This window comes from Methylobacterium sp. PvP105, assembly GCF_017876975.1.
Lineage (GTDB): Bacteria > Pseudomonadota > Alphaproteobacteria > Rhizobiales > Beijerinckiaceae > Methylobacterium > Methylobacterium radiotolerans.
Genome location: NZ_JAGIPA010000005.1, coordinates 109,697 through 125,309 on the forward strand (window position 1 = coordinate 109,697; position 15,613 = coordinate 125,309).

General features: G+C 72.6%; 15 protein-coding genes. 4 read left to right on the top strand and 11 right to left on the bottom strand.

Annotation, left to right across the window (positions count from 1 at the left end; translation table 11 throughout):
* Window positions 1-557: 557 nt before the first annotated feature.
* The 11 genes from J3A75_RS34125 to J3A75_RS34175 all read right to left on the bottom strand — a co-directional run bounded on the left by J3A75_RS34125 (window position 558) and on the right by J3A75_RS34175 (window position 12,257).
* Window positions 558-1,004 (bottom strand): Rieske (2Fe-2S) protein, encoded by a 447-nt coding sequence (locus J3A75_RS34125; RefSeq protein ID WP_024827367.1) that lies wholly within the window; start codon window positions 1,002-1,004, stop codon window positions 558-560.
* A complete protein-coding gene (locus tag J3A75_RS34130) occupies window positions 997-1,701 on the bottom strand; it encodes an ABC transporter ATP-binding protein (RefSeq protein ID WP_012329573.1) in 705 nt (234 codons plus the stop codon). The genes J3A75_RS34125 and J3A75_RS34130 overlap by 8 nt, the downstream gene beginning before the upstream one ends.
* Window positions 1,694-2,512, bottom strand: coding sequence for an ABC transporter ATP-binding protein (locus J3A75_RS34135; RefSeq protein WP_209651237.1), 819 nt, complete (start codon window positions 2,510-2,512; stop codon window positions 1,694-1,696). The genes J3A75_RS34130 and J3A75_RS34135 overlap by 8 nt, the downstream gene beginning before the upstream one ends.
* Window positions 2,509-3,543: a branched-chain amino acid ABC transporter permease gene (locus J3A75_RS34140; RefSeq protein WP_209651238.1), complete on the bottom strand. Its 1,035-nt coding sequence runs from the start codon at window positions 3,541-3,543 to the stop codon at window positions 2,509-2,511. Before J3A75_RS34140 ends, J3A75_RS34135 begins: the two co-directional genes overlap by 4 nt.
* Window positions 3,540-4,412 (bottom strand): branched-chain amino acid ABC transporter permease, encoded by an 873-nt coding sequence (locus tag J3A75_RS34145; RefSeq protein WP_012329570.1) that lies wholly within the window; start codon window positions 4,410-4,412, stop codon window positions 3,540-3,542. The genes J3A75_RS34140 and J3A75_RS34145 overlap by 4 nt, the downstream gene beginning before the upstream one ends.
* 82 nt (window positions 4,413-4,494) lie before the next feature.
* Complete coding sequence (locus tag J3A75_RS34150) at window positions 4,495-5,643, bottom strand: ABC transporter substrate-binding protein (RefSeq protein ID WP_024827369.1); 1,149 nt, start codon at window positions 5,641-5,643, stop codon at window positions 4,495-4,497.
* A 34-nt stretch (window positions 5,644-5,677) separates the two neighbouring features.
* Complete coding sequence (locus J3A75_RS34155; RefSeq protein ID WP_209651239.1) at window positions 5,678-6,877, bottom strand: 2Fe-2S iron-sulfur cluster-binding protein; 1,200 nt, start codon at window positions 6,875-6,877, stop codon at window positions 5,678-5,680.
* Window positions 6,874-7,746 (bottom strand): FAD binding domain-containing protein, encoded by an 873-nt coding sequence (locus tag J3A75_RS34160; RefSeq protein WP_029358126.1) that lies wholly within the window; start codon window positions 7,744-7,746, stop codon window positions 6,874-6,876. Before J3A75_RS34160 ends, J3A75_RS34155 begins: the two co-directional genes overlap by 4 nt.
* On the bottom strand, window positions 7,743-10,097 hold the full coding sequence (locus tag J3A75_RS34165; protein ID WP_209651240.1) for a xanthine dehydrogenase family protein molybdopterin-binding subunit: 2,355 nt from the start codon (window positions 10,095-10,097) through the stop codon (window positions 7,743-7,745). The genes J3A75_RS34160 and J3A75_RS34165 overlap by 4 nt, the downstream gene beginning before the upstream one ends.
* Complete coding sequence (locus tag J3A75_RS34170; protein WP_209651241.1) at window positions 10,094-10,963, bottom strand: alpha/beta hydrolase; 870 nt, start codon at window positions 10,961-10,963, stop codon at window positions 10,094-10,096. The genes J3A75_RS34165 and J3A75_RS34170 overlap by 4 nt, the downstream gene beginning before the upstream one ends.
* 10 nt (window positions 10,964-10,973) lie before the next feature.
* A complete protein-coding gene (locus J3A75_RS34175; RefSeq protein WP_024827374.1) occupies window positions 10,974-12,257 on the bottom strand; it encodes an amidohydrolase/deacetylase family metallohydrolase in 1,284 nt (427 codons plus the stop codon).
* Window positions 12,258-12,378: 121 nt separating this feature from the next.
* Between J3A75_RS34175 and J3A75_RS34180 the strand changes: the two genes are divergently transcribed.
* The 4 genes from J3A75_RS34180 to J3A75_RS34195 all read left to right on the top strand — a co-directional run bounded on the left by J3A75_RS34180 (window position 12,379) and on the right by J3A75_RS34195 (window position 15,612).
* Window positions 12,379-12,909: a MarR family winged helix-turn-helix transcriptional regulator gene (locus tag J3A75_RS34180; RefSeq protein WP_012329563.1), complete on the top strand. Its 531-nt coding sequence runs from the start codon at window positions 12,379-12,381 to the stop codon at window positions 12,907-12,909.
* A gap of 365 nt (window positions 12,910-13,274) precedes the next feature.
* A complete protein-coding gene (locus tag J3A75_RS34185; protein WP_012329562.1) occupies window positions 13,275-14,039 on the top strand; it encodes a GntR family transcriptional regulator in 765 nt (254 codons plus the stop codon).
* Complete coding sequence (locus tag J3A75_RS34190) at window positions 14,036-14,803, top strand: ABC transporter ATP-binding protein (RefSeq protein WP_058606951.1); 768 nt, start codon at window positions 14,036-14,038, stop codon at window positions 14,801-14,803. Before J3A75_RS34185 ends, J3A75_RS34190 begins: the two co-directional genes overlap by 4 nt.
* On the top strand, window positions 14,797-15,612 hold the full coding sequence (locus J3A75_RS34195) for an ABC transporter permease (RefSeq protein WP_209651242.1): 816 nt from the start codon (window positions 14,797-14,799) through the stop codon (window positions 15,610-15,612). The genes J3A75_RS34190 and J3A75_RS34195 overlap by 7 nt, the downstream gene beginning before the upstream one ends.
* The last annotated feature ends 1 nt before the right edge of the window (window position 15,613 follow it).

Below are 15,613 nucleotides of genomic sequence, written 5' to 3' on the forward strand. Positions count from 1 at the left end.
GGTCATAGACCAGTCCATGTGGACTGGTCCACGAAGCTATCCCGATCGGCTAAGCTGATGTTCGGGACATTCAATCGCACGCGCCCGGGGATGCAGCAGAAGGCCACGCGGACGGGATCGGATGCTGGGCGCGCGCCCGCGATCCTGTGCGACCCACGCGGCGGTGCGATGCTGTCCGACGGACCGCGCGCGAGCGGCCCGCCGAAGTCGGTTTGAGGGGATTCCATGGCTCATCGCCGTCATAGACGAAGCGTCGGCTGGACCGCGTCGGATCCGACATTCGCCGCGAGGGGTCCCCTGATCAAGCGGTGGATCGGCGCCGCGGCCCGCAAGCGCCGCCGAGCGGCCCGCCAGGAAGCCCCGACGACTCCGAGCCCGGACAACGTGACGAGGCTGGCCTGGGCCGACACCTTCGGACGGGCGATCGGCCCACGTCCCCAGCGGGAGGACGCCCCCGCGACCGTCCTCGCGATGCGCCCCCGCCCGAGCAGGAGCGGGTGCAGCACGATCGTCCGCGCGAGACGCGCGGTGAGCGCCGCGATCCCGACCGCGCGGCCCTAGATCCCGATCTGTCGGCCGCTCGCGGTCGCTCTACCGTCCGGTCCCGCTTCCGACCGCTCTCCCGTGCCCGCCCGGCGGGTGCAGCCCGACCGCGCCGTGTTGGGCGCGAGAAGGTCCGATCCGGTCCTGAGCCAGAGCCCGTCCGGGGCCGCCTCGATCGCGAACAGGCGCAGGGCACGGAAGGACCAGCCCGGCGAGACGGCGCCGTCCCGGAGGTCGAACGAGGCCTGGTGGCGGGGGCAGAGCAGCCGGCCCGCGACGCAGCGGCCGAGGGCCAGGTCGGCCCCCTCGTGCGGGCAGGCGCGCTCGGCGGCCACGATCCGCGCGCCGGCCCGCACGAGGAGCAGCTGGCGTCCGCCCGCGGTGACGGGGAGCAGGTCCCGATCGCCGAGAAGGTCGGTCGGGCCGAGGCGGATCCACCCCGGCGGTACCGCCTCAGCCACCGAGATAGGCGTCCCGGACGTGGGGATCGGCGATGAGGTCCTGCCCGCGCCCCTCGAGGACGATGCGGCCGGTCTCGAGCAGGTAGGCGTAGTCGCAGAGTTCGAGGGCCGCGAAGGCGTTCTGCTCGACGAGCAGCACGGTCGTGCCGGCATCGCGGATCGCCCCGATCACCGCGAACATCCGCTCGACGATGTTCGGCGCGAGGCCCAGGGACGGCTCGTCGAACAGTACGAGCTTCGGGCGCCCCATCAGCGCGCGGCCGATCGCCAGCATCTGCTGCTCGCCGCCCGAGAGCGTGCCGGCCGCCTGGTCGCGGCGTTCCGCGAGGCGCGGGAACTCCCCGTAGATGCGCGTCAGGTCCGCCGCGACCGCCGCCCGGTCGCGGCGCAGATAGGCGCCCATGGCGAGGTTCTCGGCGACCGTCATCTGCGGGAAGACGCGCCGCCCCTCCGGACAATGGGCGATGCCCGCGGCCAGGATCCGGCGGGGCTCCGCCCCGGCGATGTCCCGGCCGGCGAACCGGATCGCGCCGGATCGCGGCGGGACGAGGCCGGAGATCGCCCGCAGCGTCGTGGACTTGCCGGCCCCGTTCGCGCCGACGAGGGCGACGAGCTGGCCCTCGCGCACGTCGATCGTGAGTCCCTTCAGCGCCGTGACGTGCCCGTAGCCGCAGACGAGGTCGCGGATCTCAAGCATGGACCGCCTCCTGCGCGGCAGCGGCGGCGGCCTGCCGGGCGGCGCTGCCCTGGCCGAGATAGGCCTCGATCACCGCCGGGTCGCTGCGGATCCGGTCCGGCGGCCCCTCGGCGATCAGGCGGCCGTAATTGAGGACGACGATGCGGTCGGAGACCTCCATCACCATCGGCATGTCGTGCTCGACGAGCAGGATGGTGACGCCGCGCTCCCGGATCTGCCGGATCAGCCGCACGAAGACCCGCGTCTCGGAGGCGTTCATCCCCGAGACCGGCTCGTCGAGGAGCAGCATGGCGGGCTCAGTGGCGAGCGCCAGCGCCACGCCGACGAGGCGCTGCTCCCCGTAGGCCAGGGCGCCGGCCTTCTCCTGCGCCCGGCCGGCAAGCCCGACCCAGTCGAGGAGCGCCGCGGCGCGGGCGCGCAGCTGCCGCTCGCCGGCCCCCGCGCGGCCGAGGAGCGCGTCGAGCACCGGCGCGCGGCCCGCCGCGGCGCCCATCTGGTGCAGGCCAATCATCACGTTCTCGAACACCGTGTCGTCCGGGAAGACGCTGGTGCGCTGGAAGGTGCGGGCGAGGCCGAGCCGCGTGATCGCGTGCGGCGGCAGGCCCTTCAGGGACGTGCCGCGGAAGCGGACATCGCCCTGGCTGGGCTTGAGGAAGCCGGTCATCACGTTGAAGGCCGTCGTCTTGCCGGCCCCGTTCGGGCCGATCAGGCTGACGATCTCGCCGGCCCGGACGTCGAAATGCAGGTCCACGATGGCGACGAGGCCGCCGAAGCGGACGCCGACATGCTCGACGGAGAGGATCGCGCTCATCGCTGCACCGCCGGATTGGCCTCGAGGACGGGGGCGGCCGGGGCCGGCCGGCGGCCGAGCAGCGCCGCCAGGCCCGGGACGATGCCCCGCGGCATCACGAACAGGATCACGATCAGCACGAGGCCGTAGACGATCCACTGCGCCTCCGGCGCCATGACCGGGCGGAGCGCCACCGGCAGCAGGCCGAAGATCAGGCCGCCGACGACCGGGCCCATCAGGGTACCCTTGCCGCCCGCCACCACCATGATGACCATGCTGACCGTGGTGGCGAACAGGAACACGTCGGGATCGATGATCCGCAGGTAATGGGCGTAGAGGCTGCCCGCCGCGCCGGCCATCGCGGCCGAGATGACGGCCGCCACCGTCAGCGTGCGGGTGGCGTTGATGCCGACCGACAGCGCCAGCGGCTCGTTCTCCTTGAGGCCCCGCATCGCCCGGCCGAAGCGCCCGCCGACCAGGCGGGCGATCACGGCGTAGCAGAGCGTCCCCACGGCCAGAACGAGGTAGTAGTTCTGGAGCTTGGTCTTGAGGGTCCACATCCCGAGGCCCGGCAGGCCGAGGGTGATGGCCGGGATGTTGGTCAGCGCCAGCGGCCCCTGGGTCAGCTCCACCCAGTTGAGCGCCACGAGCCGCACGACCTCGGCGAACGAGATCGTCACGATCACGAAGTAGGCGCCCCGGACCCGGAAGGAGAGCCGGCCGATCAGGTAGCCGCAAGCGCCCGCCGCCGCCGTCGCCAGCAGGAGGCCGACGACCGCCGGCCAGGGCTCGTGGACCGCGCGGATCCCGAAGCCGAGATCCACGTCGAAGCCGAGGCTCGTCAGCGCGCTGACATAGGCGCCGATCCCGAAGAACGCGATGTGGCCGAGGCTGAGCTGCCCGGTGAAGCCCAGGAGCAGGTTCAGGCTCATGGCGCCGATCGTCAGGATGCCGGTCACGATCAGCGCGTTGAGGAGGTAGGGGTTGGCGCCGAGTCCCAGGGGCAGGGCCACGAGGCCGGCGAGCAGGGCGAGGGGGAGGAGCCGGTTCATCCGATGCGCTCCGCCTTCGCGAACAGCCCGGTGGGCCTGTAGAGCAGAACCGCGATGATGATCAGGAACCCCATCGCGTCCCGGTAGCCGGAGGAGACGTACCCGGCGCCCAGCTCCTCGGCGAGCGCCAGGATGAAGCCGCCGATCGCCGCGCCGGTGACGTTGCCGAGCCCGCCCAGGATGACGATGGCGAAGGCCTTGAGCTCGGCGAGGCCGCCCATCTGCGGGAACACCACGTAGACGGGACCGAGGAGCGCGCCCGCCGCCGCCGCCAGCGACGAGCCGAGGGCGAAGGTCGCGGTGTAGATCCGGCGGACGTCGACGCCCATCAGCGCCGCCGTGTCGGAATCCTGGAAGGCCGCGCGCATGGCGAGACCGAGCTTGGTCCGGTTGATCAGCGCGTAGGTCAGGGCGATCAGGGTCAGCGCCGCGCCGAGCACGAACAGCCGCAGCCACGACACCGAGACCGGGCCGACCTGGAGCGGCGCCTCGGGGAAGGGCGACGGGATCGCCTTGGCGACGCCGCCGAAGGTCCAGAGCGTGCCGGATTGCAGGACGATGCCGGCGCCGATCATCACCAGCATGGTGGTGTCGATGTCCGAGCCCCGGAACGGGCGCAGCAGCAGCAGCTCGATCGCGGCCCCGAGCAGCAGGCCGCCGAGGATCGCCACCGGCAGCGCCAGGAAGAAGTTCAGCCCCAGGGCGGCGACCGCGAGATACATGACGTAGGCGCCGACCGTGTAGAGCGCGCCGTGGGTGAAGTTCACCACGTTCATGATCCCGAAGATCAGCGTCAGGCCGATCCCCAGCAGCGCGTAGGTGCCGCCGAGGATGAGCGCGTTGACGAGGTGCTGAATCAGTTCGTTCACGGGCCGCCTCCGAGGATGCGCCCCGGCCCGGAGGCCGGTGGACGGGCGAAGGGACCGGCGTCAGGCCGCCGGTCCGGGGCGCTCACAGCGCCGGCACGATCACTTTCCCGTCCTTGATCTCGATGAGGTAGACGTCGGGCTTGCTCTGGCCGCTCTCCTTCCCGGCGGGGCCGGCCTTGGCGAAGCGGATCGGGCCGTTGAGCCCGACGAAGTCGACCGACCAGAAGGCCTTGGTGATCGCGGCCGGATCGGCCGAGCCCGCCTTCTCGATGGCGTGGGCGATCGCGCGGATGCCGTCGTAGCCGCGGAAGCTCTCGGTGACGCCCGCGAAGTCGAAGCCGCGCTTCTTCCAGGCGCCGATGAAGGCCTCTGTGGCCTTCGGGTCCGGCGTCTTGTCGGGCGACCAGGGCAGGAAGGTCGTGAGGTGCATCGTGCCGTCGGCCGCCGCGCCGGCCTGGGCGATGATCTGGTCCGGGTTCTGGGAGCCGCCGGTGGTGATCACCCGCTTCTTCAGGCCGAGCGCCGCCATCTGCTTGAACAGGAGCACGAGCTGATCGACGGAGCTCGTGATCATGATCGTGTCGGAATCCGACGCCTTCAGCTTGGCGAGTTGGGCGCTCATGTCCTGCGCGCCCTGGTCCATGGTCTCGACGAGGCCGACCGCGACGCCCTTGTCCTTGAGCATCTTGCCGAAGTCGGTCGCGGCACCGCGGCCGAAATCGTTGTTGAGGACCAGGAAGTCGACCTTCTTCAGCCCCAGGCGCGCAACCATCGGCGCGAAGGTCTCGGCCTCGAGCGACGAGGGCGGCGAGATCCGGAACACGTAGGGATTGCCGGAGGTCGTGATCTTGCCGGACGAGGAGGTCTCGACCAGCATCGGCGTCTCGTAATCCGCGAGCTTGGGCATGACCGCGAGCGTCAGGCTGGAGCCCCAGGCCCCCATCATCACCGGAGTCTTGTCGCTGGTGATCAGCTTCTCGGCGACCGCGGCGGCCTCGGTCGGGTTGCTCTTGTTGTCCTCGATCACGAGTTCCAGTTTCTTGCCGAGAACGCCGCCCTTGGCGTTGATCTCGTCGGCGGCGATCTTGGCGCCGTTCACCACGTAGGTGCCGGACGCCGCGAACGGTCCGGTCAGGGGCTCGTTGACGCCGATGCGGATCGCGTCCGCCCGGGCGCCCGTCGCCGTCAGCGCCAGCAGGATCGCGGTGGTGAGGGTGAACCTGCCAAGCATTCGCGTGTCTCCGGTGGATTGAGGCGGGAGGGGATCAGGCGCGGCCGAACCACGCCGCGAGGCGCGCGCGGGCGAGGCCGAGTATCAGGCGGAGCGGGTCGAGGCGGGCGGGCGCCGGCGCCGCGACGCCCGAGAGCCGGGCATCGAGGTTGCGGCAGAACTCCGCCGCGATGCGGCCGGCGAGGTCGCGCACGAGGCCGGGGCGGCCGAACTGCGCCAGCGGCCCGGTCAGGGTGTAGCCGACGTCGAGCGCGACCCGGGCGGTGCCGGGCGTCGGCCCGACCTCGACCCGGTAGCGGATCCGGCCCTCGGTCGCCGAGCGGCCGCCCGCGTCGCTGCCGGCCCCGTGGACCGCGCCGGTCCGCGCGGCCTCGTCGCGCGCGAGGCGGGCACGGCCGCGGAACGTCGCGGCGATCGGCCCGATCCGCACCTGCAGTCCACCCTCCACCGTGTCAGGGGTGGGCTGCGCCGTCAGCACGGCGCCCGGCAGGCAGGCGGCGACCGCTGCGATGTCGCCCAGCAGCGCGAAGACGGCCTCCGGCGGGTGGGCGAGGTCGAGCACCTGCGTGAAGCTGTGGGCCGGGACGAACGCGTCGGACAGGTCCGCAACCGCCGCGGGTGCCGCCGGGGCGATCCGGTTCGCCGGCGGATCCAGGGGCGCGACCGTCGCGCCGCCGACCCGGGCACCGACCGGGCCGAGGGCGCGCGCCGCGCCGGTCTCCGGGGGGATGCCGCGCGCCCGCCGCGCCGCGATGACCGCCATCACGGCCCGGACGATGCCGGCATAGCCGGTGCAGCGGCAGAGATTGCCCGACAGGCCGGCGCGGATCCGCCGCTCGTCGGCCTCGGGCAGCCGGAGGACCAGATCGCGGGCCGCCACCAGCATCCCGGGCGTGCAGTAGCCGCACTGGAGCGCGTGCTCGCGGTTGAAGGCGGCCCGCAGCTCGCCCGCGATCGCGTCCGTATCGAGACCCTCGATCGTGGTGATCGCGGCGCCCGCGCAGGCGCCCGCGAAGGTCAGACAGGCGCGGGCCGGCTCGCCGTCGAGCAGGATCGTGCAGGCGCCGCAGACGCCGTGCTCGCAGCCCAGATGCGTGCCGGTCAGGTCGAGCCCGTCGCGCAGCACGTCGCCGAGATGGCTGCGCGGCTCGGCCGCGACGCGCACGGCGCGGCCGTTGACCGTCAGCGCGACGGCCATGCGGGACGGCCCGGGTTCGGCCAGCGCGGCGCTCATGCGGCCTCCGGAAGGGTATTGGATCGGGGATCGGGCTCGGCCGCCGCGGCCACCGCGCGGCCCAGGACGGTGACGTGGATGTGCCGCTCGACCGCGTCGGCCATCCCGGCGTCCCGCAAGGCCTGGTCGGCGGCCCGGGGGTCGAAGCGCGCGGCGAAGTCGGGGCCGATACGGCCGCCGAAGAGAGGTCGGGCATCGGCCAGGAGCACGGGCGGCCCCTCGACCGCGCCGATCACGGCCCGGCCCCGGCCCGCGCCGGGTTCGAGCCGCACCGCCCCGATGGCGTGGGCGAACTCGCCGATCTTCGCGCAGTGCTTGACGTAGCCCCAGGCCGCGCCTGCCGGCAGCGCCGGCACGCGCACCGCGACCAGGATCTCGTCCGCGCCGAGGGCGACCGCGAGGGCGCCGGTCACGAAGCGCTCGACCGGCAGAGTGCGGCGGCCGTTGCGCCCCGCGATCTCGACCTCGGCGCCGAGGGCGGTCAGGGCGCTCACCCAGTCGGCGGCCGGGTCGGCGTGGACGAGGCTGCCGCCGATCGTGCCGCGGTTGCGGACCGGCCGGTAGGCGATCGCGGCGGCGACCCGCCGCAGCGCGCCGCCGGTGAGGTCCGGGACGCGCCCGTCCTCGATGTCGGCATGGGTCACGCAGGCCCCGAGGACGAGGGTGTCGCCCTCGACCCGCGCGGTCCGGAGCTCGGGCACGCCGGTGATGTCGAGGATCAGGACGGGCTCGACGAGGCGCAGGTTCAGCATCGGCCCTAGGGACTGGCCACCCGCGATCAGCTTCACGCCGGCGGGAGCCTCGGCGAGGCGCGCCAGCAGCGCGGGCAGGCTGTCGGGGCGCTCCCAGGAGAAGGCGGCGGGCTTCATGCGGCCTCCCGCGCGGTCACGGCGGGGGTCCCGGCGGCGAGCACCGCCTCCACGATCCGCCGGGGGGTGATGGGCGAATGCAGCAGCTCGACACCGAGCGGCGCCAGCGCGTCGTTGACCGCGTTGGCGAGCGCCGCCGGGGGCGCGATGGCGCCACCCTCGCCGATGCCCTTCTGGCCGAAGCGCGTGTAGGGCGAGGGCGTCTCCATGTGGTCGATGCGCGCCATCGGCACATCGGCGGCGCCGGGCAGGAGATAGTCGGCCAACGTCGAGGCCAGCGGCTGGCCGCGGCCGTCGAAGCGCATCTCCTCGAACAGGGCCGTACCGATGCCCTGCGCGAGGCCGCCGTAGATCTGGCCGTCGACCACGAGGGGGTTCACCAGCGTGCCGCCGTCCTCGACGATGACGTAGTCGAGGATCTCCACCGCCCCGAGATCGGGATCGACCGCCACCACGGCCGCGTGCGCCGCGTACGAGAAGGTGCCGGAATCGCGCACCGGCTTGTAGCCGGCGGTGACTTCGAGCCCGCCCGGATCGGTGTCGGGCGCGAGATCCTGCGGGCGCCGGTACCAGGTGCGGGCGATCGCCTCCAGCGGCACGTCGCCGGTGGGGCCGACGACGTGGCCGCCCTCGAACCGGCACTCGTCGGGCCTCGCCTGGAGCAGGTGGGCGCCGATCCGGATCGCGCGCGCGCGCAGCTCCTCGCAGGCCGCCGCCACCGCGCCGCCGGCCATCACCATGACGCGGGAGCCCCAGGAGCCGGTGGAATAGGGGGTCATCGCGGTGTCGCCGTGGACGAGGCGGGTGCGCGCCACCGGGACGCCCAGGATCTCGTGGGCGACCTGCGCGAGGGTCGTCTCCAAGCCCTGGCCGTGGGAATGGGCCCCGATCCGCAGCTCCAGGCCGCCGTCCGGGGTCAGGCGGGCGCTAGCCTGCTCGTGGCCGGGCACCATCGGGATGCCCCAGCCGGAATAGACCGAGGTGCCGTGCGCCGCCTGCTCGCAGTAGATCGCGAGGCCGAGGCCGATCCGGCGCCCGTCCGGCTCGACCTGACGCTGGCGGGCGCGGACCGCCTCCACGTCGATCGCCTTCAGCGCCCGGGCGAGGGCCTCCGGGTAGTCGCCGCTGTCGAAATGCTTCTTCGTGATGTTCTCGAACGGCATCTGCTCGGGCCGCACGAGGTTCCTCTCGCGCACCGCCTCGGGCGGGATCCCGGCCGCGCGGGCGACGGCGTCGAGCACCAGTTCCAGCGCGAAGCAGACGCCGGTGCGCGCGACGCCCCGGTAGGGCAGGATCGGGCACTTGTTGGTCGCCACCGACCACGTGCGGCAGCGATAGGCCGGGAAGTCGTAGGGACCCGGCAGGATGCTGGCGACCTGCGCGGCCTCCAGGCAGGCCGAGAAGGGGTAGGCCGAGTAGGCGCCGGAATCGACGGTGGCCTCGCAGTCGATGCCGCGCAGCCTTCCGTCCCGCTCCGCGTAGGCGGTGATGCGGTAATGGTGCTCGCGGCAATTGGCGTTGGCGGTCAGGTGCTCGCGCCGGTCCTCCAGCCAGCGGACCGGGTGGCCGCAGCGGAGGGCGAGCCACGCCAGCGCCACGTCCTCGGCGAGCAGGATCGCCTTGTAGCCGAACCCGCCGCCGACATCCGGCGAGACGATGCGGATGCGTCCCTGCTCGATCCCGAGGCATTCGGAGAGGCCGTTGCGCACGATGTGCGGCATCTGGCTCGCGGTGTGGACGACGAGCTGGTCGAGGCGGTGATCGAGCTGCACCACGGTGCCGCGGCCCTCGATCGGCGCCATGCACTGGCGCCCCGTCGAGATGGTGCGGCTGACCCTGATCGGCGCGTCGAGGGCGCTCTCGATGCCGACGTCGACCAGGGTCTCCAGGAAGACGTTGTCACCCCAGTGCTCGTGGACGAGGGCGGAGCCCGGCGCGCGCGCGGCCAGCATGTCGTGGACGGCGGGCAATTCCTCCAGGTCGAGCACCACGGCGGCGGCGATGTCCTCGGCCTCGGCGCGGGTCGGCGCGACGCACATCGCGACGAGCTCACCCACTTGCCGGACCTTGCCGGTGGCCAGCACCGGCTGCTCGGAGACCTTGAAGCCCGGCAGCCCCGAGACGGCGCGGATCGGCAGCACGCCGTCGAGATCGGCGGCGATGAACACGCGGTCGCGATAGGCCTCCGGGACGTGGACGGCGCGGATGCGGGCATGGGCCAGCGGGCTGCGCACGAATGCGACGTCCTGCATCCCCGGCAGCCGGAGATCGCCGACATACTGGCCGCGCCCGCGCATCAGGCGGTCGTCCTCCTTGCGGGGTAGGGGCGCCCCGACGCCCTCGCGGCTCATCGGATGCCTCCGAGAAGATCCTGCGCGGCGCGGACCAGGAGGCCCTCGGGCCGGCGGAACCCGTCGAGGATCGAGAAGTGGTCGGCGCCCGGCACCGGCAGCAGCGCGCCCGGCGCGTGGGCGGCGCTGCGCAGGGCGTGGAGGTTGCGCGCGTCGCGAACGAGGGCGGGCAGCTCCCGGCTGCCGTAGGCGACCGTCATGGGCTTGGGCGTGACCGGCAGCCGCAGGGGCGACAGGGTCTCGATCTCGACGTCGCTCAGCCCGAGCTTCTCGTTCAGGTAGGTCTCGCGGATCGGCGCGAGGTCGTAGACGCCGGAGATCGCCAGGACCGCGGACACGGCGGCATGCCCGAGATGGAGCGCGGCGAGCTGCGCGCCCGCGGACCAGCCCGCCAGGACGATCGGCCCGCCGATCCCGCGCGCCGCGCCATGGTCGGCGAGCCAGTCGAGGGCGGCCCCGATCTCGGCGACGATGCCGGCGAGGCGCGCCTCGGGCGCCAGGGTGTAGCCCGGCATCGCCACCGACCAGCCGGCCGCGTTCATCCCCTCCGCGAAGCACGCGAAGTCGGCCCGGGCGTTGCGCTGCCAGTAGCCGCCGTGGACGAAGACGAGGCAGGGGGCCTGCGCGTCCGCCGCAGGGTAGAGGTCGAAGGCCGTGCGTTCGCCTGCGGCATAGGGGATGTCGAGCCCGGCGGGATGGGCGGCCCGGTACACGGCCGAGGCGGCGTTGCGGGCCGCGACCTGCGCGGCGCTGTCGGGCACGCCCGCGTTGTTGTCGTAGCAGGCGCCCCGGGCCGCGAAGTCCAGGCTGTCCCAGCGGCGGCGCGGGTCCGGCGGGGTCGGGTCGTCGAGGACGAAGGCGGGCACCGGAGCCACCTCAGGCCGCGATCGCCTGGGGCAGGATCGGCGAGTCGGCCTCGAAGCGCTTCCCCGCGCGCAGGCAGAAGGCCGGGCGCAGCAGGCGGTCGGCGATCACCCGCGTGTCCTCGTTGTCGCGCAGCAGGAAGCGGCCGCGGTCATCATGCAGCACCGAGACGTCGGCCGCGTAGCCGACCTTGAGGGCACCGATCCGGTCGCTCATGCGCAGCATCTCGGCCGGGTGCGACGTCACCATCGGCACCACGTCCTCCAGCGGGATGCCGAGCGCCATCATCGAGCTCATCGCCTGGGTGAGGCTGAACCGGGCCTGCCCGAGGAAGGGGTGGTTCTCGTCGTCGTGGTGCTCGTCCGGTGTGCCGGCGGGCTTCTTCACCTCGGGGATCTCGGTGTTGTAGCCGTGCATGTCGGCGCCCAGCGTGTAGGGGATCACGCCGGCCGGCAGGGAGGCCCGCGCCACGCGGTAGGAGAAGTGGCTGCCGTGGCCGACGTCGACCTTCAGCCCGGCCTCCATGGCCCGGCGGATGATGTGGTGGACCTCGCCCTGCTCGTTGATGAAGCCGCCCGGATGGCGGGTGAAGGGGTGGGCCAGCACGTCGCCCGGCCGCAGCAGCGGGATGACCCGCTCGACGATGGTGTCGGCATCCTCGCCGTTGGCGCCCGATTCCGGCAGGCCCCAGAGCTGGCCGAAATGCACGTAGAGCGGCATGTCGGCGCGACGGCTGATCTCGGCCGCCATCTCCATCACCTTGATGCCCCAGCGGGCGAAACCGCCGATCTCGGCGTGGCCCTTGATGCCGCGCACGAGGTCGCGGTTCTCGGTCGCCGACTTCACCGTGGCGTCGATATCGACGCCGTCCGGGCTGTAGAGGTTCGGGTAGAAATGCCCCTCCAGGCCGCCCACGAGGTAGGCCGACAGAAAGGCGAGCACCTGCGTCTCGGACCGCTCGGCGATGAAGTGGCGGAAGCCCGGCAGGGTCATGCAGGACGGGCCGCCCTGGTCCACCACCGTGGTGACGCCCGAGCGCACGCCGACCATGTCGGGATTCAGGCCGAACCGGCCGGTGACGTACTGGTAGACGTGCGCGTGGGTGTCGATCATGCCGGGCAGGACGAGCTTGCCCGCGACGTCGACCACCTCGGCGGCGGCCGAGGGCAGGATCGTCTCCGCCACGGCGGCGATGCGCCCGTCCTGCACCGCCACGTCGCGGATGCCGTCGATGCCGGAGGCCGGGCAGATGACCCGCCCGCCCCGCAGAACCAGATCATAGCGGCGATTGTCCATTTCGACCTCGTGGTCCCGGCCGGCGCGCGCCGGCCTCGCCCTTGCCAAAAGCGAAGCATGCTTCGTATTTCGGCGTTGCACGTGGCGTGCCAAGGCTGGAACCGTTCTGCGGAGGCGGACGATGGATGAGGTCCCGGTTGCCGGTTCCGCGGCGGGGGCGGCAGAGGCGGAAGCGGCGGCGGCGGGGGCGGCGGACGCGCGGCACTGGCCCCTGGCCGAGCGCCCGGGCTTCCTCGCTCGCCGCATGCACCAGATCCACGTCAGCCTCTTCGCCGAACGCTGTGCCGCGTTCCGCGTCACCCCGCTCCAGTACAGCCTGCTCTCGCTGCTGCGGGACCTGGAGGAGGCCGATCAGACGACGCTCGCGAGCGCGGTCGCCCTCGACCGCACGACGACGACCGGCGCCCTGAAGCGCCTCGCGGCCCGCGGCCTCGTGAGCCGCACGACGTCGCCGCTCGACCGCCGCGCGCAGGTCTGCCGTTTGACGGAGGCGGGCGCCGCGCTCCACGGAGCGATGGAGCCGGCGGCGCGGGCCGCTCACGCGCTGACCGTCGACGCCCTCACGCCGGCGGAGCAGGACACCCTGACCCGGCTCCTGCGCCGCGTTATCGCGGGGCACGAGCACCGGAGAGATCAGCCCGACATCCTGTGAGGCGCGCCGGCGCGGCCTCGAGCACGCACCGTCTGCTCAAAGAAAACACAGATTGTTCTGCATCCGACCGCGTTGAAAAGCCCATTATTCCAACCTCTTCGGGAAAATTGGACGCGTATTCCATTTACAGAACGCGGGGGCGTTGCGCATAAATACGGCATGGGATGCCCACAGCGCACGCTGATCTGATCACGCGGCGCGTCTGAGCTTCCCAGCGCGTGCTGAATGCCGGCTCCGAGCACCGTTCCGCGCGCCGATGCGCGCCGCGCGCGAACGGGTTCAGCGCGGGGTTGGCACATGTTCTGCGTGCGGTGAGCAGCTCACAGCATGCTGTGGGAGCCTCAATGCCCAGACAGCGAGGTGCGATGACGACACGCGATGACAGGTCCCGGCTCGATCGCCCGACCGCGACGGTGCTCGCCGTCCCCGACGCCACGCGCAAGGGGAACCAAGCCTACGACCTGATGCGGCGCGAGATCGTCGCCTGCCGCCTCCTGCCCGGTACGCGCTTCACCGAGGCCGAGGTGATGGAGCGTTTCGAGATCGGCAAGGCGAGCTGCCGGATCGCGCTGCAGCGCCTGGCACAGGAAGGCTTCGTCAGCTCGATGCCGCGGCACGGCTACCGGGTCAGCCCGGTGACCGTGAAGGACGTCGACGAGGTCTTCGCGCTGCGGATGGAGCTCGAGCCCCTCGCGGCAAGGGGCGCCGCCGGCCGCGTGAACCGGGCGCATCTGGAGCGCCTGGAGCAGGCCTGCCGCCGCAAGATCACGGTGGAGATGGGCAATCAGATCGACTTCTTCCTGGAGGCCAACCGGGGCTTCCACCTCGCGATCGCCGCCGCGTCGGGGAACGGGCGCCTGTACCGGACGCTGTCGGGCCTCCTCGACGAGATGACCCGCCTCGTCGCCCTCGGCTTCGGCGTGCAGGGGGTGCGACCGAACATCGAGAACGACCACACGGCGATGATCGAGCATCTCGCGGCGGGGGATGCCGACAGCGCCGCCCTGGTGGCCCGCCGCCACGTCGAGACCTTCCGGGCCATGACGATGGAGAAGGTCATCGCGAGCCTGCGCGACACCGCGGTGGTGGCGCCGGCGCGGCCATCCCGGGCCGACGGGGGCGAGCCGTGAACGCCGTCGAGCTCGACCATGTCAGCAAGTGGTTCGACCGGCGCGAGGGCGGGCCGCTCCACGTCCTCGACGCCGTCGACATCGCGATCCCGCAGCACGCGATCGTCGCGATCCTGGGGGCGTCGGGCTGCGGCAAGAGCACCCTCCTGAACATGATCGCCGGGCTGGTCGAGCCCGACCGGGGCGCCGTCCTCCTGAACGGCATCCCGTCGCACGCCTTCCGCGACTGGCGGGCCATGACCTACATGTTCCAGGAGGACCGGCTTCTCCCCTGGCGCACGGCCGCCCAGAACGTCGCCTTCGGGCTCGAGGCCGGGCGCATGGGCCGGGCGGAGCGGGTCCGGCGGGTCGACGAGACCCTGCGGCTCGTCGGGCTGGAGGCCTTCCGCGACGCCTACCCGCACGAATTGTCCGGGGGCATGCGCAGCCGGGTGGCGCTCGCGCGCAGCCTCGTCACCGAGCCCAGGATCCTGCTCCTCGACGAGCCGTTCTCGAAGCTCGATCCCGAGATCCGCGCGCAGATGCACGCGGAACTGCTGCGCATCGCCGAGCTGCGGGCGATGACCCTGGTCTTCGTCACGCACGACGTCGAGGAGGCGGTGGTGCTGGCGAGCCAAGTGGTCGTCCTGCACCCGCGGCCGGGCCGGATCGGCGCGGTCCGGTCGATCGATCTGCCGTATCCCCGCGACCCCCTCTCGCCGGAGGTCGCCGAGGAAGTCCGGCGCCTGCGCATCAGCCTCTCCGCCGCGAGCGCGCGATGCTAGTGCAGACCCCGCCACGCCTGATCCGGCGGACGCGGTTGTCCCGGGCCGGGCGCCGGGCGGGCGTGCTGCTGCAGCGGCTCGCCCTCCTCGCCCTGGCGCTGGCGGCGTGGCAGCTCGGATCGCTGCACGCGCCGAGCTTCGTCCTGCCGAGCCCCGCGCGGGTCTGGCACACGTGGCTCGGCCTCGTCGCCACGCCGAGCTTCGCCGCCGATCTCGGCATCACCCTGGGCCGGATCGGCGCCGGCCTCGCCCTCGCGGCCCTCGTGGGGCTGCCGCTCGGCCTGCTGCTCGGCGCCAGCCCCCGCCTCGGCCGCTTCTTCGAGCCGGTGCTGACGGTGACCAACACCGTCTCCTCCGCGATCTGGGCGATCTTCGCGCTGATCTGGTTCGGCCTCTCGAACTGGACCACGATCTTCGTGGTGTTCATGACCGCGATGCCGCTGATCCTGACCAACGTCTGGCAGGGCACGCGCACGGTCAGCGCCGAGCACCTCGAACTCGCCCGCACCTTCCGCATGCCGCGCCACAAGGTGCTGACCAAGATCTACCTGCCGACGATCCTGCCGGCCTTCTTCTCGGGCGCGCGCCTCGCCATCGGCTTCGGGGCCCGGGTCGTCCTCGTCGCGGAGTCGCTCGGGGCGAGCAGCGGCATCGGCTACCGCCTCCGGCAGGCGGCGGACCTCGTCCAGACCGATCAGGTCTTCGCCTGGACCCTCACCCTCGTCGCCCTGATGATCGGCCTCGAGACGCTCGTCCTGAAGCCGGCCGAGCAGCGCCTGTTCGCCTGGAAGAAGGCGACGCGGCCATGAC

Coding starts and splice junctions, on each gene's coding strand:
- J3A75_RS34185 (WP_012329562.1), top strand. CDS start 13,275: ATGACGACACGCGATGACAGGTCCCGGCTCGATCGCCCGACCGCGACG.
- J3A75_RS34180 (WP_012329563.1), top strand. CDS start 12,379: ATGGATGAGGTCCCGGTTGCCGGTTCCGCGGCGGGGGCGGCAGAGGCG.
- J3A75_RS34135 (WP_209651237.1), bottom strand. CDS start 2,512: ATGAGCGCGATCCTCTCCGTCGAGCATGTCGGCGTCCGCTTCGGCGGC.
- J3A75_RS34150 (WP_024827369.1), bottom strand. CDS start 5,643: ATGCTTGGCAGGTTCACCCTCACCACCGCGATCCTGCTGGCGCTGACG.
- J3A75_RS34155 (WP_209651239.1), bottom strand. CDS start 6,877: ATGAGCGCCGCGCTGGCCGAACCCGGGCCGTCCCGCATGGCCGTCGCG.
- J3A75_RS34160 (WP_029358126.1), bottom strand. CDS start 7,746: ATGAAGCCCGCCGCCTTCTCCTGGGAGCGCCCCGACAGCCTGCCCGCG.
- J3A75_RS34175 (WP_024827374.1), bottom strand. CDS start 12,257: ATGGACAATCGCCGCTATGATCTGGTTCTGCGGGGCGGGCGGGTCATC.
- J3A75_RS34140 (WP_209651238.1), bottom strand. CDS start 3,543: ATGAACCGGCTCCTCCCCCTCGCCCTGCTCGCCGGCCTCGTGGCCCTG.
- J3A75_RS34165 (WP_209651240.1), bottom strand. CDS start 10,097: ATGAGCCGCGAGGGCGTCGGGGCGCCCCTACCCCGCAAGGAGGACGAC.
- J3A75_RS34130 (WP_012329573.1), bottom strand. CDS start 1,701: ATGCTTGAGATCCGCGACCTCGTCTGCGGCTACGGGCACGTCACGGCG.
- J3A75_RS34195 (WP_209651242.1), top strand. CDS start 14,797: ATGCTAGTGCAGACCCCGCCACGCCTGATCCGGCGGACGCGGTTGTCC.